The 17,137-nt window shown below is 57.7% G+C and carries 12 protein-coding genes; 4 read left to right on the top strand and 8 right to left on the bottom strand.

The annotated features are described in order from the left end of the window. Nucleotides 1–133: 133 nt before the first annotated feature. Both P8935_RS10100 and P8935_RS10095 read right to left on the bottom strand, forming a co-directional pair. Entirely contained in the window at nt 134–1,357 is a 1,224-nt protein-coding gene (locus P8935_RS10100; RefSeq protein WP_348264870.1) for a hypothetical protein, read from the bottom strand. A gap of 108 nt (nt 1,358–1,465) precedes the next feature. Beyond that, entirely contained in the window at nt 1,466–2,149 is a 684-nt protein-coding gene (locus P8935_RS10095) for a hypothetical protein (protein ID WP_348264869.1), read from the bottom strand. Between the two features lie 440 nt (nt 2,150–2,589). Between P8935_RS10095 and ruvB the strand changes: the two genes are divergently transcribed. Further along, the gene (gene ruvB, locus P8935_RS10090) at nt 2,590–3,669 is read left to right on the top strand and encodes a Holliday junction branch migration DNA helicase RuvB (protein WP_348264868.1); all 1,080 of its coding nucleotides are present in this window, start codon (nt 2,590–2,592) and stop codon (nt 3,667–3,669) included. 120 nt (nt 3,670–3,789) lie between these two features. Further along, nucleotides 3,790–4,344, top strand: coding sequence for a thioredoxin family protein (locus tag P8935_RS10085; RefSeq protein WP_348264867.1), 555 nt, complete (start codon nt 3,790–3,792; stop codon nt 4,342–4,344). Between the two features lie 134 nt (nt 4,345–4,478). Here the strand turns inward: P8935_RS10085 and galU are convergent, their stop codons facing one another. The 6 genes from galU to P8935_RS10055 form a co-directional block, all read right to left on the bottom strand. Further along, nucleotides 4,479–5,354 (bottom strand): UTP--glucose-1-phosphate uridylyltransferase GalU, encoded by an 876-nt coding sequence (gene galU, locus P8935_RS10080; protein ID WP_348264866.1) that lies wholly within the window; start codon nt 5,352–5,354, stop codon nt 4,479–4,481. A gap of 66 nt (nt 5,355–5,420) precedes the next feature. After that, nucleotides 5,421–7,130, bottom strand: a complete 1,710-nt coding sequence (locus P8935_RS10075) for a DUF885 domain-containing protein (RefSeq protein ID WP_348264865.1) — start codon at nt 7,128–7,130, stop codon at nt 5,421–5,423. A 63-nt stretch (nt 7,131–7,193) separates the two neighbouring features. Further along, nucleotides 7,194–10,757: a transcription-repair coupling factor gene (gene mfd, locus P8935_RS10070; protein WP_348264864.1), complete on the bottom strand. Its 3,564-nt coding sequence runs from the start codon at nt 10,755–10,757 to the stop codon at nt 7,194–7,196. Between the two features lie 64 nt (nt 10,758–10,821). Further along, nucleotides 10,822–12,057, bottom strand: a complete 1,236-nt coding sequence (locus tag P8935_RS10065; protein ID WP_348264863.1) for an MFS transporter — start codon at nt 12,055–12,057, stop codon at nt 10,822–10,824. A 46-nt stretch (nt 12,058–12,103) separates the two neighbouring features. Beyond that, on the bottom strand, nt 12,104–12,712 hold the full coding sequence (locus P8935_RS10060; protein WP_348264862.1) for a hypothetical protein: 609 nt from the start codon (nt 12,710–12,712) through the stop codon (nt 12,104–12,106). Nucleotides 12,713–12,803: 91 nt separating this feature from the next. Then, on the bottom strand, nt 12,804–14,351 hold the full coding sequence (locus P8935_RS10055; protein WP_348264861.1) for a M20/M25/M40 family metallo-hydrolase: 1,548 nt from the start codon (nt 14,349–14,351) through the stop codon (nt 12,804–12,806). Between the two features lie 207 nt (nt 14,352–14,558). Between P8935_RS10055 and P8935_RS10050 the strand changes: the two genes are divergently transcribed. Next, nucleotides 14,559–15,491, top strand: a complete 933-nt coding sequence (locus P8935_RS10050) for a VOC family protein (RefSeq protein ID WP_348264860.1) — start codon at nt 14,559–14,561, stop codon at nt 15,489–15,491. A gap of 73 nt (nt 15,492–15,564) precedes the next feature. Then, the gene (gene gatB, locus P8935_RS10045; RefSeq protein WP_348264859.1) at nt 15,565–17,040 is read left to right on the top strand and encodes an Asp-tRNA(Asn)/Glu-tRNA(Gln) amidotransferase subunit GatB; all 1,476 of its coding nucleotides are present in this window, start codon (nt 15,565–15,567) and stop codon (nt 17,038–17,040) included. The last annotated feature ends 97 nt before the right edge of the window (nt 17,041–17,137 follow it).

Raw genomic sequence — 17,137 nt, 5'->3', positions numbered from 1 at the left:
CGATGTGATACTAAATGAAGTTAAATGCAATCCAAAAACCTACGATTTTAGCCCGGAAATCGGTGGCGGTCAGAGCAGCATGCAGGCGTGAAAAAAGAGAGGCATGAATTAGTGCCTGGCGCGATGTAGACAGCTAAATCAGGCTCCGCAGCGTATAGACGCAGACGACAATCTGGAGGCCAACGAGCGACGCCGCGGCGATGAGGAAGGGCTTGCCACGCTCAGACTCGAAGGCGTCTGCAAAGGCTCCGCCAACGAACGTGAGAAGAAATGGTAGCGCCCAGAGCCAGGGTGTGGCCTGCACTCCTGTCGCCACCAGCACGACCAGAACGAGAAAGCAGAGGAGTGGTGCGGTGTTGCCGAAGTAGCGCGAGCGACGCACAAGCAGATACAGGACTCCAGCAGCGGCAGCAGCAACAATCACTCCGACGTTAGAAAACGTGGTGAAAAAGCGGCGCGCTGGGTCGAATGAGACGGAGAGAAATCCCGCAGCGGAACGGAACATGTAGCTGAATGCGTCTGGCGAGAATCCGTAACAGGCGAAGACAAGCAGGAGTGCGCCTCCGGATGCGAGAAGGATCACAGGAAGGATCTGGCTTCGGCGACCTTCCGCGATCCAGAGCATGAGCACGAAACCCATGAATGCGGCAGCAGGCAGTGCGGCAATGTGGGCCGCGGCAGCGAGGGCGAACACGATAATGAGCAGAATGATGCGCGGGCGCCATTTGCGACGCGGACCCTGCATGGCATGGGCTACGCCGATGCACGTGTAGATTCCACCGTAGACGCCAAGCGCGGCGATGATATCGGGGCTTGGAGATACGCAGGCCCTCAGAATCGGCGGAGAAAAGCAGTAGAGAGACAGTGCGACGTAACCGCCCAAATTGCCGTAGAGGCGTCTCGTGACCCACCAGAGACCAGCGCCAAGAACGCACCCACAAAAAAGAAACGGTAGGCGCAGGAGCAGGAGCACATGGGTCATCTGATGGCGGAGTTCCCAGATGCTCAATTCGGCGGTGCTCTGCCCAGTCGAGGCCTGGACGACCCGGTCTTCCGATTTGCGGAAGTGATCGAGGCCGCGCTGGACGAGGAGATTGATGGTCAGAGGCAGTCCGGCGACGCGGTAAGCGAGGATGCCGTCGTGAATATTGCCGCAGGTGGTGTAGTAGCCGGCGAGAGGCGAGGGCTTCTCCCATGTTTCACGGCCACAGCGCGCGTACTGATAGTCGCGGTCGGAGAGGGTCTGATGAGCGGTGATCCAAAGACCCTGCATCAGAAAGAGAGCGAGAAATGCCGCCGCGATGCGTTGCGGGAAGTTGAAGTGGAAGCGGCGAAGGCGGGCGAATCGATGAGTCATCAAGGCGACGAATGGACTCACCCAGTTTAAATGTTGAGATTGGTCAGGGCCTGAAACGCATCAGGCCACCCTCGGAGGGTGGCCTGATGAGCGTTGAAGATTCTGAATCTAGTTTGTTGTAAGTGAGCCGAACTCCGCGGAACCTGTTGCGGTGGTTCCATCGGGATTGGCGTAGGTAGCAGTAACGGTCGCATGACCAGCGGCGATTGCACGGGCGAAGCCTGTTCCGCTCATCCTGACTGCCTGTGGGTTGTCGGTAGTCCAAGTCACGTGATTCGCCACGGGGACGAGCGTGCCGTCTGCCGTCTTTCCAACCGCGACATACTGAGCCGAACCGATGGTGCCGGAGGTCTTCACGATGGAGAGCGAAACAACCGCGGGCGTGACCGGCGGCTCAACCAAACTGACGGTTGCCGTCTGGCTGATCAACCCGTGAAAGCCTTGTGCGCTGGCAGAAATGATGGTGCTGGCTTGAAATGTGCTTCCCGGATTCGCGCAGGTAACGACTGACATCACCCCCGTTGGACTCATGGTCACTAACTGGGTGTCATAGGAATACCAAGTTACCGAATCCGTAATGTCCTTGGTGACTGTCGCGTGCCCGGGCCGTGTGTATGACCCCATGGCGGTGAAATTTGCCACCACCTGCTGGGTACCACAAGGTCCGAGTAACGCAGAATACCCGTTTGGAGTAAGCGTGATGGATGTTAGCCCGGGATCAGTCGAGCAGCTCGTAAGGGGAACAACAGCAGCAAGCAACAACAAGGCACCGAACAATGAACGATCACGCATAATACGTCTCCTGGCGTCTCCGCCTGGCTGCCGCTAGATTTTGGGCAGCACCAAAAGCTTTTGACGGCAGGTCAAATCCTTTCCTGCCATTTAGTTCCCGAGTTACTGGCTGTTAGCACGCTTATCAAGGCCGCGCATTCAGTGAGAAACTCTGAGATTGCCCGGTTAGCGATGGACAAGCCGCCGCGGTCGGAACCCGGTCAACACACCTGTCTCCTCTTGAGAGGTGGCCCAAGAATACGGCAGGTTAATCTATCGAATCAATAACAATCTTGGCTAAGAGAGCCTGGATTGTTACGCGCGTAACTTGCGAAACTGCGGGGGTTGGAGACCGATTGAGCAGTAGAGATCAGAGCGGAGCCAATCGCCTTGGAGAAGTGGAGATACCTTAGCGGGGACGTTTTGTCCAACCCAGCTGCAACGGCTACACTGCAGGCACGATGGCGATTACGCGCGACAACTCTCCTGACCACCCCGAAAACAAAGACCAGTTCCTGGGGACCCCTCCGGAACGGCTGGTAAGCGCCTCACGCGCTGAAGAAGAACAGGGATTTGAGCTGAAGCTGCGCCCGCGTTGGCTGAAGGAGTTTATCGGCCAGTCCAAAGCCAAGGAGCAGTTGGCGATTGCGCTGGAAGCAGCCAAGTCTCGAGGAGAGGCGCTGGATCATGTGCTGCTATTCGGGCCACCGGGGTTGGGCAAGACGACTCTGGCCACGATCATCGCCAACGAACTAGACGTGGGTTTCCAGCAGACATCGGGGCCGGCATTGCAGATACAGGGAGACTTGACAGCGATCCTGACGAACCTGCGCGAGCGGCAGGTGTTGTTTCTTGATGAAATTCACCGGATGCAGCCCGTACTTGAAGAAAAACTGTACACAGCTCTTGAGGATTACAAGCTTGACATCATCATTGGGCAGGGGCCGGCGGCGCGCACGCACGTGATGGAGCTGAGGCCATTTACTTTTGTGGGGGCAACGACACGACCGGGGCTGTTGAGCTCGCCGCTGCGATCGCGATTCGGGATTCTTCTGCGGCTGGAGTTCTATACGGAGGATGAGCTGCGGGTGATTGTGGAGCGATCAGCCGAGGTAATGGGTGTTCCTATCGATACTGATGGCGCGGCGGAGATTGCGTTGCGCTCGCGTGGAACGCCGCGTATCGCGAACAGGTTGTTGCGGCGCGTGCGGGATTTTGCGCAGGTGCGTGGGACAGGATCGATAGACAGGCCGACTGCCAATTCCGCTCTCACGCTGCTGGAAGTGGATGCTCACGGATTCGATGAGATTGATCGCCGGCTGATGCTCACGATCATGCAGAAGTACGATGGCGGACCCGTGGGCCTGGGCACGCTGGCCGCGACGCTGGCCGAAGAAGAAGACGCGCTCGAAGAAGTTTACGAGCCGTTCTTGATTCAGATCGGGTTTCTGGACCGGACGCCTCGAGGCAGAGTCGCGACGCGTTTGGCATATGAGCACTTCGGTGTGGATATGCCACGCCGGCAGCCGGGGCTGTTCTAGCTCAGAGAGGTTGGCGGAGGTTAGCAGTTTTAGTTTGCAAGTTTAGCGAGTTAGCTTCGGTAACTAGGTAGAGTTAGCAGTTAGCGGGTTCTGTATTGATGGAATTTCTGGAGTAATTCGATGGCTTTGACTGAGTCGACGATGCTGGAGTTAGGAACAGTTGCGCCGGATTTTGTGTTACCGGATGTAGTGACAGGCAAGACGGTACGCCGCGATGATTTCCGTGGGCAAAAGGGATTGCTGTTGATGTTCATCTGCACGCACTGCCCTTACGTTAAGCACGTGGAGAAAGGGTTAGCGCATTTAGGGGCGGACTATGCAGGAAAACTCGGTATCGTGGCGATCAGCAGTAATGATGCTGATAACTATCCCGATGATAATCCGGCGGGGCTGAAGCGGCAGGCAGAAGCAATGGGATTCAGATTTCCTTACCTCTACGATGAGTCGCAGGAAGTTGCGCGGGCTTACAAGGCAGCGTGCACGCCTGACATTTATCTCTTCGACAAGGATTTCAAGCTGGTATACCGAGGACAGTTCGATGGCAGCCGTCCGGGCAATGGAGTTCCCGTTACGGGTGAGGATCTGCGCGCCGCTGTAGACGCTGTGCTGCGCGGCGAAAAGCCCGGCGCGAATCAGAAAGCGTCGATCGGATGCAATATTAAGTGGAAGGTGTAGCGGAGTTGGCGGCGTGAGCAGCCGCTTCGCGGCTCGTTAGAGGAGTTGGAGAAGGCCAGCTAACATTTGCAGTTTCCCATCCTTTCGCAAAGAGCGCGAAAGGATGGGCACCCAGATTCCCATACATGCAGAGATTAGAGAGGCAGACTCTTGAGGTAGGCGCGGAACTTCTCGCCGAACTCCGGGCGTTTGAGAGCGAACTCGACCGTGGCCTGCAACATGCCGAATTTATCGCCGGCGTCGAAACGCTTGCCTTCAAACGTGTAGCCGAAGACCTTTTGCTCTTTGAGCAGAGCTTTGATTCCGTCGGTGAGCTGAATTTCGCCTCCAGCACCCGGCGTGGTCTGCTCTAGCAATTCAAAGATGCGTGGGGTTAGGACATAGCGGCCGATGATCGCCTGTTTTGAGGGCGCATCTTCGAGTTTGGGCTTCTCCACCATACCGGTGCAGTTATATATACGCGGGTCGTTTGAATCCGGCGAGCCGGCGAGCACACCGTAAGCCGATATCGCCGGGCCTTCAACGGTTTGGGTTGCGAGAACAGATCCGCCGTGCTCATTGAAGACATCGATCATTTGTTTGAGGCAGGGCACCTCGGCATCGATGACGTCGTCGGGAAGGATGACGGCGAAAGGCTCATTGCCGACAAGTTCCTTGGCGCAGAGAACAGCATGTCCCAGGCCGAGCGGCTCACGCTGGCGCACGTAGCTGACTTGAGCAAGTGCCGAAACTCCGCGTGAGACTGCTAGCAACTCTTTTTTGCCACGGCGTTCGAGGGTTGCATCGAGTTCGAAGCTATGGTCGAAGTGGTCTTCCATGGCGCCCTTGCCGCGGCCGGTGACGATGATGATGTGTTCGATGCCGGATGCGACGGCCTCTTCCACTCCGTACTGGATGATGGGCTTGTCAACGAGGGCCAACATTTCTTTGGGAATGACTTTGGTTGCAGGGAGAAAACGCGTGCCCAAACCGCCGGCGGGGAAAACTACTTTGCGTACTTGCGCTGTCATCAACTGTTCCTTCACTGGAAGATATGCAACCGGGAATATGTCTTCGATGAAAATTTGCTTGTCGTTTTAAAGAGCGGGAGAGTCGTCGCCCAGCAACGCTTCACGCACGATTTTGATGGGCGGAAATCCCTGACTGAGAAATTCATCGTGAAAGTTCTGTAACGAAAAAGATTTGCCCTGCTTGTTGATCAGGTCTGAGCGTAACTTCATAATTTCAAGCTTGCCAAGGGTGTAATAGAGATAGGTGGGATCGCCGGCGCCGCGCTTAGCTTCCACTTCCGCGGTCTCTTTGGGTTGATAGCCTTCTTTCTGAAAGAATTCGACCGCCTGGTCGTAGGTCATATTCCCGGTGTGCATTTGGATGCCGACGATAAAGCGGGCGTTGCGCAGGAGAGCGTCCTGGAGTTGGCCGAGGCGGAAGAACTTCGACTCACGCGCGTCTTTTGCACCCTCGCCGGGTTGCCCATAGCCGTTATCGAGCATCATCTGCTCGGTGTAATGGGCCCAGCCTTCGACGTTGGTGGTGGCGCTGAGGATTTTGCGCACGCGGCTGGGCGCCTTGAGCGAGTAGAGGTATTGCACGTAGTGACCGGGATAGGCTTCGTGAACCGACGTGGAGATAACGGTACCAACGTTGAAGGAGTGCATATATCCCTCAATCTGTGGGGGTGTCATGGAAGGATCGGGCAGCGTGACGTTGAAGTAGGACGTAGTCGCGCGGGTTTCGTACGGACCGGGCGAGTCCATGCTTGCTTGGGTTGTGGCGCGCATGAATGGCGGGGTCTCTTCAACAACCGGGCGCACTTCGGACGGAATAGTAACGATATGATGCGAGCGAATGAAATCGAGAAGGCTGGTAAAGGTCGCGGTGAAGGCCGGAATGAGTTGGTCAGGCGCTGGATGCTGGCTACCGAGCTCTTCGAGGACTTCGCGCGGAGTCTTGCCGGGCTCTAGTTCTTTAGCGACTTCGGCGAAATGCTGCTGGTTTTTATGCAGGTCGGCATAGCCGATTTCGAGCAGCCTGGGTAGCGGCAGGTCGACCATCTCGTCGTACTGGAGCTTCTTTGAAAAAGTATCCGCGCCAATGCGGAAGTCGCCGTTGGAGCGAGGCAGCAGGTCGGTCTTGAGCCACGCGAGGTAGTTGTTCAACGCGGCGATGACGGCGGCGTTAGTTTGCGCAAATTCGGATTTCAGCGCTGGATCGCTGGCATCTTTGAAGGCGGCGGGAACATCGTTTTGGAAAAAGCGAATGATACCCGGGACCTGTTCGATAGCGATTTCAGTGAAGATGCGCGGGGGATTCTGGAGGTTTACATGCGCCTGGGCAATGAGAGCGGGCATTTGCTTTTCGCGAGCAATGAGGGAACGAAGGCGATCGTCGGCGGGTGCGAACTTGCGCTCCATAAGAGTGAATGCGGCGTTGGCGCAGGTGCCGGAGTATTCATCCGCGTTCTTGGCCCACGGACGGATCGTTCGCAGTGTAAGGAGGCGGGAGTGAATTCCGCCAAGAACCATCGCGCGATCACCGCGTGTGCCCTGATCGAGCGAAGCAGCGGGAATAGCCGAGACACGCTGCTCAAAATTGTTCAGTGCGAAAACTTCAGCGTCGACGCTGGCACGTGAAAAGTCTTCCAGCTTTGTATCGTACTGGTGGTAACCAGCGACGGTTCCCGACGTAGGCTGGTGCGGGAAGTAGACCTGATCGAAGTATTCGTCCGATACCTTCTGAAACTGCTCTGTCGGCGATTCGGAATGGGCCGCTATTGTGAAGGACATACAGGCTCCAAAGGCAAGTAGCGCAGCGGTTTTTCTCACAAGGCCTCTTGTTCTGAAAATGATTTAAGCGGTAACAGCTTCGGGAGCGAGTTTGGCCAGCAAGTCGCGGATCTCCAGTAGAACATCGTCGGGGCGTGTGGCGCCTAGCGGAAACTTGAGCAGCCCCTGGGGGGTGAATTGCGCACCGCGCTTGGCGTTTCGGGCCACCAGCCGCATAAGTTGCTGCGGATCGATCGCGGCCTTATCCGTGAAGCGGATTTGAAGTTCGGTGCGTTTGCGATCGATTTGCGCGACGCCCAGACGTTCGCATTCGAGGCGCAGCGTTGCGGCTTCGAGCAGGTAAACAGTGGCGTCGGGCAATGCGCCGTAGCGGTCTTCCATCTCGGCGCGGAGGTCTGCGATCGCTTTCTCATTTTCGCCCCCGGCGATTTTCTTGTACAGGCGCAGACGCTGGTTTTCTTCGGCCATATAACTTTCGTCGATACGCAGCGCGATGCCGAGATTGAGCTGAGTGCTGGGACGTTCCTCGCCGCCTTCGCCTTTGAGTTCTTTGACGGCTGCCTCAAGCATTGACGTGTATAGCTCGAAGCCGACTGCCTCGATGTGGCCGCTCTGCTCCCCGCCGAGCATGTTTCCTGCCCCACGCAGTTCAAGATCGAGTGCGGCGATTTTGAAACCTGCGCCGAGGTCTGAGAACTCCTTGAGCGCGGCGAGACGGCGGCGGGCGATTTCAGTGAGTTCGCGCTCAGGCGGAATCAGCAGATAGGCATAGGCGCGGCGATTGGATCGGCCTACGCGGCCCCGAAGTTGGTAAAGCTCGCTGAGCCCGTGGCGATCGGCACGGTTAATGATGATCGTATTGGCGAGCGGAATGTCGAGGCCGTTTTCGATGATGGTGGTGGCGACCAACACATCGAACTCGTGATGCATGAAAGCCAGCATCACGGCTTCTAGGTCTTTCTCGCCCATCTGTCCGTGGCCGACAACGACACGCGCACCGGGAACGAGTTCCTGAATACGCGAGGCGATCTCGTAGATCGTCTCGACGCGATTGTGCACGAAATAGATCTGGCCACCACGCTCGAGTTCGACCTCGATTGCCGAGCGAACGATTTTCTCATCAAACTTGGCTACGACTGTCTGGATCGCCATGCGGTCTTTGGGCGGCGTCTCGATCACCGACATATCGCGCAGGCCAACGAGTGACATGTGGAGCGTGCGGGGAATGGGCGTCGCGGACATCGCGAGTACGTCGATCTCTTTGCGAAGTTGCTTTAATCGCTCCTTGTGGCGCACGCCGAAGCGCTGTTCTTCATCGACGACAAGAAGGCCGAGATCCTGAAACTTGATGTCTTTCGACAGAATGCGGTGAGTACCGATGAGGATGTCAACTTTACCGGTCTCAACCTTTTCAAGGATGACCTTCTGCTCTTTCGGCGTGCGGAAGCGCGAGATCATTTCGACGGTGATGGGGAATTGCGAGAAACGCTTCTTGAAGGTCTCGAAGTGCTGGAAGGCGAGGACGGTGGTGGGCGTGAGGACCGCTACCTGCTTGCCATCTTGCACAGCTTTGAAGGCGGCGCGCATGGCGACTTCAGTTTTGCCGTAGCCCACGTCGCCGCAGAGCAGGCGGTCCATCGGCGTGGTGGATTCCATGTCCTGCTTGACGGCGGAAATTGCGGTGAGCTGATCATCGGTTTCGCGATAGTCGAAGGAGTCTTCAAACTCGCGCTGGAAATCATTGTCGGGTGAGAAGGACGTGCCCTGCGCGGTGTGGCGCTGCGCGTACAGCTTCAGGAGCTCGCCTGCCATGTCCTGCATGGCTTTCTTCACGCGGGCCTTGGTCTTGACCCATTGCTGCGAGCCCAGCTTGTTCAGGACTGGTGCAGGGCCGGTGTCGGTGGAACGATATTTCTGAATCAGATCGAGGCGCGTGAGCGGGACGTAGAGTTTGGCCTGCTCGGCGAATTCAAGAATCATGAATTCGACAGCGAGGCCGTCCTGCACAATTTCCTTCAGGCCTTGATACTGTGCGATGCCGTGCTCGACGTGGACGACGTAATCGCCAATGGCGAGGTCGCGGAAGTCGGATAGGAACGCGGCAGTCTTGGATTTCTTGGGCTCGGGGCGCGCGGTAATGTCGGCATCATCCGACATATCGTTGGCACCGAACACGACCAAGTTGGCATCGGGGAAACTGACACCGGAGGCGATCTGTGTGCGCACGATGACAGGCACGCGCATGTCTCCGGCGAGATAACTGGCTTCTTCAAGTTCGGCTCCGTGTGCAACGACCCGGCTGCCGAGACGATAGGGGACCTGGTACTCGCGCAACATGGAGGCAGTGCGCTCGACGTCGCCTTGCGTAGGCGCTGCAAGAACGATGCGCTGCTCAGCGGCCATCAGGTTTTTAAGTTGATCGACGAGCGCGGGGATGGAGCCGTGAAAGCGCAGCGTGGGACGCGAGTTCACCGCAATTTCGCCGAGGGTGTTGTCTTCGTCGAGTATGTCGATCGCGCCGAGTTGATCCAGATCAAGACCGGGGTGCGATTCGAGCAGGGCCTGCAGCACCTCTGGGCGAAGATAAATATCCTCGGGCCGGATGAGCGAGCCGATACCCGAGCGCTCGTGGCGCTGTTCGACTTTGTTCCACCAGCGGTCGATCTGGTTGCGCACCATGGCGGGCTCTTCAACGAAGAGCACGCTGCGTTGAAGCAGGTTGAGCAGATGGTGCTCGGCGCCGGCGACCGACGAGAAAAATTCCCATCCCGGAAAGACGCTGACGCCGCCTGCCGCTGCGGCTTCGATCTCCATCTCTTCATCTTCGGGGGTATCGTCTTCAGTCACCTGAACGCGCTGCTTGCTGAGGCGCGCGTGGACGGCGGCGAGCAGATGCTCGGTAACGGGCGTTTCTGTCAGCGGAAGAAGCTGTGTTTCGTCGAGGCCGGATTGTGAGCGCTGCGTTTCGGGATCAAATTTGCGGATGGTATCGATCTCGTCGCCGAAGAACTCGATGCGTACGGGGCGATCGGCTTCGGGAGAGTAGACGTCGAGGATGCCGCCGCGACGGGTGAACTGGCCAGGCATTTCGACCAGGTCCATCTGCGTGTAGCCGACGCTGGCGAGGTGTCCGGTAAGGACTTCGACGTCGAGTTCCTCAGTTCGACGGACCGTTACAGCGAGGCTGGCGTAGTAGTCGCGATTGAAGAGGCGAAGGGCTGCGGCTTCAACTGGAGCGATGAGAATGGAAACGGCTCCCGTGGCGAGCTTAAACAATGCCGCAGCGCGCTGCTCCTGCACGTCCGGGTGAGGAGAAAGATTTTCAAATGGAAGCACGTCGTGGGCGGGAAGGCGCACAACGCGGCTGGGATCGATGGCTCCGGTGAGTTCGCAGCCGGCACGCAATGTGAGTTCTAGCGCTTCGGCTGCCTTGTTGTCGGCGACTACAACGATTACGGGCTGCTTGGCGGCACGCGCAAGAAGCGGAAGGTAAAGGGAACGGGCGGTATTCGTGAGTCCAGACACACGTCTGCGACCGGCACCGAGCGAGAGGTGCCTTCGCACGCGATCAAAGGAGGAGGACTGCTCCAGTTCCGCAAATATTTCGCGGACAAACGGGAGGATCATGCAGTTCTTATTTTACCAGCCAATGAGTAGGGCAAGGCGCTGTCTATTCCGCGGATTCTGGGCTTCACGACGCTGATCTGGCGGATTCGCGGTAGACAAGGCCACCGCCCAGGGCCATGGCTGCGGCGATGGCCCAAAGGCCAGCCGAGTAATGGTGGGTCACATCATGCAGCCATCCCATAGCAGAGGGTCCGGCGAAGGCTCCAACGGCACCGACGGAGTTGACGAGAGCGATGGCGGCTCCGGCAGCTTTGCCAGAGAGGCGACTCGCGGCGAGGCTCCAGAACATGGGCAACGAAGCCAGAATTCCCATGGCTGCTAGACTAAAGCCGGCGACAGCCACAAACGCGGAGTGACCCAGACCGACGGCAACGAATCCTGCAGAAGAAGCGATAAAAAGATAAGGCAGAGCACGGAATCCACGACGGCGGCTGGCCCAGAGCATGGCCAGCGCGCCGAAGCCGAAGGTCACGGTCGCCCACCAGCCCGTCGATAGGTTGGAAGCACCCACACCCGTGAGGATCTTCGGCAACCAGAATGTGAGTCCGTAGTTGCCGCTGCTCCACAGGAAGTAGATAACGCAGTCGCGCGCGACGTGGAGACCTTGTTTGCCGGAGTCTGGCTGTTGAACTTCATCCCGCTGCAGATCGTCGATTATCTGTTCCTTCTCATCGGAAGAAAGCCACCGCGCAGACCACGGGCCATCCGCGAGCAGGAACCATGCGGCAATTCCGAGGATGACGGCGGGCATGCCTTCTAGTAGAAAGAGCCATTGCCAGCCGCGCATATTGGCAACTTTGTTGAGAAGCAGGATGTGAGCGGAGATAGGCGAGCCGATTGAGTTGCAAAGCGGGACGGCGAGCAGAAAGAGCGCCAGCATCCTGGTCCGCATGGCTCGCGGCAGCCAGAACGTGAAGTAATAAATGACTCCAGGATAGAAGCCGGACTCCGCGATGCCCAAAAGGAAGCGAGCTCCGATATAGGCTGCCTCGGTATGCACGAACGCAGTGCCCATCGAAACAAATCCCCAGATGACCATGAGAATGGAGAGCCAGCGACGTGCTCCAAGCTGCGCGAGAACGAGATTGGCGGGGACTTCGAATAGGCAGTAACTAAGAAAGAAAACGCCGGCCGCGAATCCATAAACGCTCTCGCTAATGCCAAGATCGCGATTCATGGTGAGAGCGGCAAAGCTGATGTTGACGCGGTCGAGGAACGCGACCATGTAAAGCAGCATGAGGAACGGGACGAGCCGCCACGCAATCTTGCGATAGAGCGGACTCAAAGGGGCTGGGCTCACTCTTCGCGGGCTCCTGAGATGCGAAACAAGATTACAGGATTGCGGGCTAGTGGGGGCGTCCCGGCAGAACGAAGTGTTCGGCGCAACGGGGCTCGTAGGCGTCACCCGGCATTTTGATGGGACTGTCATAAGGGGCGGGTTTGCCATCGATAAGGCGCTGTGAATAGAGCGCGCGGGCACCGCATGTGCAGTAGGCCATGCACTCGGTGATGCTGCCGCCGTATGCGTTCACAAGCCAGGAAAGGTTGAGCATTTCGCCGAACGGCACGGCGCGGAAATCAAGATCGAGACCCGCGACTAGCACGTCGTGATTGGCATCGAGGAGATTCTTCGTGAACAGGAAGAGGTCGGAGACGAATTGGCCCTCGTCGATGGCAATGCACTCGACGCGCTTGCCGATCTGTTGCTCTAGGTCATCGATGGCCTTGAGCACGGACCATGGATCGCTCGATGAAAATTCAAGGGCTGTCATTTTGGCGTGGCCGTTGGGATTGCGGCTTTCGACGAGGCCGGGGCCGCCCTTGGTGTCGTCGCTGGGCTTGAGGACGAGGACGTACTGCTTGGCATACTGGCGGCGCATGTCGGCACGACGCAACAATTCCGCGGTTTTATTGCTGCGCATGGGGCCCAGCATCAGTTCGATCTTGCCCGCCATCCTGGCGACTCCATTGGACGAATGTGGCTTACGGATTTCCATCATAATTTGCCGGGAGAGCAGTTGCGCGTGATGTCGGCCCGATGATGGATCATTCGTCACCGAGCGCTTTCGAGAAAGCGTAAAAGAAATCGAGTGCCTTCCAGTACGAGTCAACGGGAAGGCGCTCGTCCTGGCCATGGGCGCGCACGTCATTCCGCTCCAGCGCGGTGGCGGAGAACCCGTAGCAGGGATAGCCGGCTTGCGCAAAGTAGATTGAGTCGCTGGCACCATCTTCCATCTCCGGCGTGACCGGAATTCCGGGCCAGATCTCATTGGTAATACGGGTGAGCGGTTCAAAAACTTCCTTCAGCGGCGCGGGCGGAACAATAGCTTTCCGCTCTGGCGCGGTGTCGGCGACCTGGCCCGCGTCAGAAACGTACTTCACGGTGAGCTTGGAATCACCGAACAACGAAATTAGCTGTTGGCGAATCTCTTCAGGCGAGTGGCCGGGAAAGATGCGGCAATTTACGATTGCCTGCGCCGTTTGCGGCAATGCGTTGTTAGCATGACCGGCGGCAAGGCGGGTGGCGACGCACGTGGTACGGAAGTTGGAGTTGAAGCTCGGTTCGGCGCTGAGACGGGCGGCGGCAGCCAGATCGGCGGGTGTAGCCAGGATGGCGCGGATATTGCCTGCCATCTCGCCGGTTTCCTGCTTGGCGAGGTTGCCGAAATAGACGCGCGTGACTTCGTTCATCTCAAACGGAAAGCTGTATGCTGCCAGTTTGTTGAGCGCGGTGGTGAGTTCGTAGATGGCGTTATCCGGTCGAGGTAACGAGCTGTGGCCACCGCGATTGCTGGCGGTTATTTGGTAGTCGGCATAGACCTTTTCCGTAGCCTCAACGTCCGCGACGATCGCTCGACCGTGGTCCAGTTCGACGCCGCCGGCATCAGGATTGATGACGAAGGCTGCGTCAACCAGATCGCGATGGTTTTTTACCAGCCAGTCGGCGCCGTTGGATTTGCCGCCTTCTTCGTCGGCGGTGAGCGCAAGAATCAGGTCGCGCTTCGGCTTGTAGCCCTCTTTGTGAAGGCGCAGAAAGGTGAAGACGAGCGCGGCATCGGAATCCTTCATATCCTGTGTGCCGCGTCCGTAGAAGTAGCCGTCTTTCTCCACAAACTGAAACGGGTCGGTATGCCAGTCGGAGGGCAGCGCTTCAACAACGTCGATGTGGCAGAGGAACAGAACGGGCTTTTGCGTAGTCGGTGCAGCGGCCCGGATGCGGACTACTAGATTTTGCTTATTGTCGTTGGGTCCGAGCAGGTGCACGTCTTCCGACGCGAATCCGGCATCCAGAAAACGCTTCTGCATGGCCTTGGTCGCGGCGGTCACGCTGCCCTTGGGAGTGTCGGTGGTGTTGATTTCGATGAGTTGCTTGAAGATGTCGCGGGCTTCGGCGCGTTCGGCGGGTGACGCGGTGGGCAGCGGCTTGGACTGGGCCGCGGCGTGGGGTGCACTGGATGCGGTAAAGAGGAATACCGCAAGGAGGACAGCGAAAGTCTGGCGGGGCATGGAGAAATTGTAAGGCAGCGCGTTGGTACGATTCGTCGTTGATGTGAGCCTGCCAGTGCAAAATGCAAACGCAGATTCTTCGCTCACCACCCCCGAACCTCCCCAAAGAGCTATCGCTGTTCGGGGACCCTGAAACGTTCGGGGCCCGTTCGATCAGAATGACACTCTCAATGTTTGTTGGAGCTTCAGGGACCGGAGAGTAATGCGCTGCAAGTCGCGCACGATTGGCGATGCGGGTTTACAGGATGTGCCAAATCGATTTATCGTGATGCCGCTGACTATTTGAGGTGGATCATGTCGTCGAAGTTTTTAGTAGTGGCTGGAATGGCTGTGCTGAGTGTTGCAACCGTAGCGTCAACCGCGCAGGAGCGGCCTAAGATTACCGGGATCTCGCATCTTGCCGTCTACACATCGGACGCTGCGGCTACTGACCACTACTATCGTGTGATCATTGGTGCGGCGAAGCAGGCTGATCCCGAAAACCCACAGGGCGTTAAGTATGCCTTCAGCGCGACGCAGTTTGTTGAGGTGCTACCGCTGCCGCCGAATGCGGGCATCAATCGGATGGATCATGCGGCATTTAACACAGTGAACGCGGAAGGTATGCGGAAATATCTCGCTGCGAAGGGGTGGAAGGCACCAGCATCGGTGACAAGAGGTTCCGATGGGAGCCGATGGTTTGCGGTGCAGGACCCTGAAGGCAACAAGATCGAGTTCGTGCAGCCGGCGGCAGACGCCAAGTCACCGGATAATCCGAGCGCCATCGGGCACCACATCATTCATGTGGGACTGCTCGTACACAGCCGCGCGGCGGAAGACAAGTTCTATCGCGACTTGCTTGGGTTCAAGCCCTACTGGTTTGGCGGCATGCAGGACGACAAGGTCGACTGGGTAAGCCAGCAGGTTCCCGATGGGCACGACTGGGTGGAATACATGATGACGAGTGGGCCGTCGGGGACAGGTATTCCCGCAAATATGACACAGCAGACACTTGGCGTGCTGGATCATTTTGCCGTTGGGGAAAAGTCAGTGGAAGATGCGTTCAAGGTGTTGCAGGCGGGCAATCGCCTGGAAGGCAGACACGATGCGGCGCCCAAGATTGGCAAGGACGGCAAAGGTCAGTTCAATATGTACGACCCGGACGGGATTCGTGCAGAGTTGATGAACTTTCATGCGACCGAGAAGCCTTGCTGCTCGGCGTTTACAGCGGAGGATCCGGCCGAATAGCGATCGGAAAAACTTTTGTCTGCGAGAAGGCCGCGCCCAGCGCGGCCTTCTTTTTACACGCTAGAATTTAGATATGGCTGCAACAGCGCTTTCTCCTGATGTTCTTGCCAAGTACGAGCCGGTGATCGGGCTTGAAGTCCATGTACAACTGCTCACTGCAAGCAAAGTGTTTTGCGGATGCGCGAATAAGTTTGGCTCGGAGCCGAATACGAATGTTTGCCCGGTGTGCCTGGGATTGCCCGGCTCGCTGCCGGTGTTGAATGCCAAGGCCGTAGAGTTTGCCGTGATGGCTTCGCTGGCGTTGAACTGCGAGGTGCGCGAGCGGTCGATCTTTGCGCGGAAGAACTATTTCTATCCCGACCTTCCCAAGGGCTACCAGATTTCGCAGTTCGACAAGCCGCTGGCTGAGCACGGTTGGATTGAGGTGCCGACAGCGGATGGCAGCATCAAGCGCATCGGCATTACGCGCCTGCACATGGAAGAGGACGCGGGCAAAAGCCTGCATGACGGCTTTTCGGATTCTGCTACGCGGACGTATCTCGACCTGAACCGCTGCGGTACACCGCTGGCGGAGATTGTGAGCGAGCCAGACATTCGCACGCCTGACGAGGCCTTCGAGTACCTGACGCGGCTGAAGGAGATCCTGCTGTATACGGCGGTCTCTGACTGCAATATGGAAGAAGGATCGCTGCGCTGCGATGCCAACGTAAGCGTACGGCCTCGAGGTCAGGAGAAGTTCGGCACGAAGGCAGAAGTGAAAAACGTAAATAGCTTCCGCTTCATCCGCCAGGCTCTCGAATACGAGATCGAGCGGCAGATCGAGGTGATCGAGGAGGGCGGTCGCGTGGTGCAGGAGACGCGGCTGTGGAATGCGCACGAGGGACGCACCTACTCGATGCGTTCGAAGGAACAGGCGCACGACTACCGCTACTTTCCCGAGCCGGATCTGCCGCCGTTGATCGTAACGCCGGAGTTTCTAGAGTCGGTGCGGGCGAAACTGCCGGAGCTTCCCGAGGCGCGGCGTAAACGGATGATCGCCGAGTACGAACTGAATCCTAAGGACGCGCACACACTGACGGCTTCGCGCGAATTTGCAGACAGGTTCGAGGCTGCGGCAAAGACGGCAAAGAATCCTCGGCGCGTTGCCAACTTGCTGCTGAGCGAACTTGGCGGTCGGCTGAAGGCGCTCGGGCTTGAATTGGATCAGTCTCCGATTTCGATGGCGGGTTTAGTGTTTGCGGCTGATCTGCTCGATGAAGGTATGATCAGTTCGAAGCAGTTGAAGGGACTGTTTGATATTGCCTTTGAAAAGGGCGAGGACTTCCCTGCTGTTTACGAACGCGAGAAACCGCAGCAGATAACAGATTCCTCGGCGATCGAGGCAATGATCGACCAGGTGATCGCCGCAAATCCCAAGCAGGTGGAGCAGTATCGCGCCGGGAAGAAGACGATGGCAGGCTTCTTTGTGGGGCAGGTGATGAAGGCGTCGAAGGGGCAAGCCAACCCTGCGTTGCTGAATGAACTTGTAACCAAGAAGCTCGACGGATAAGACCCGGCCATGCCTTGGTTTCGAGCGGGAGGGAACCCCAAGCACAGCGCAAGCGTATGGTTCTTTGGGGAACGTGCGTTTCTGATCGATCAGGAGG

This window comes from Telmatobacter sp. DSM 110680, from assembly GCF_039994875.1.
GTDB lineage: Bacteria > Acidobacteriota > Terriglobia > Terriglobales > Acidobacteriaceae > Telmatobacter.
This window is presented reverse-complemented; position numbering and strand designations above follow the sequence as displayed.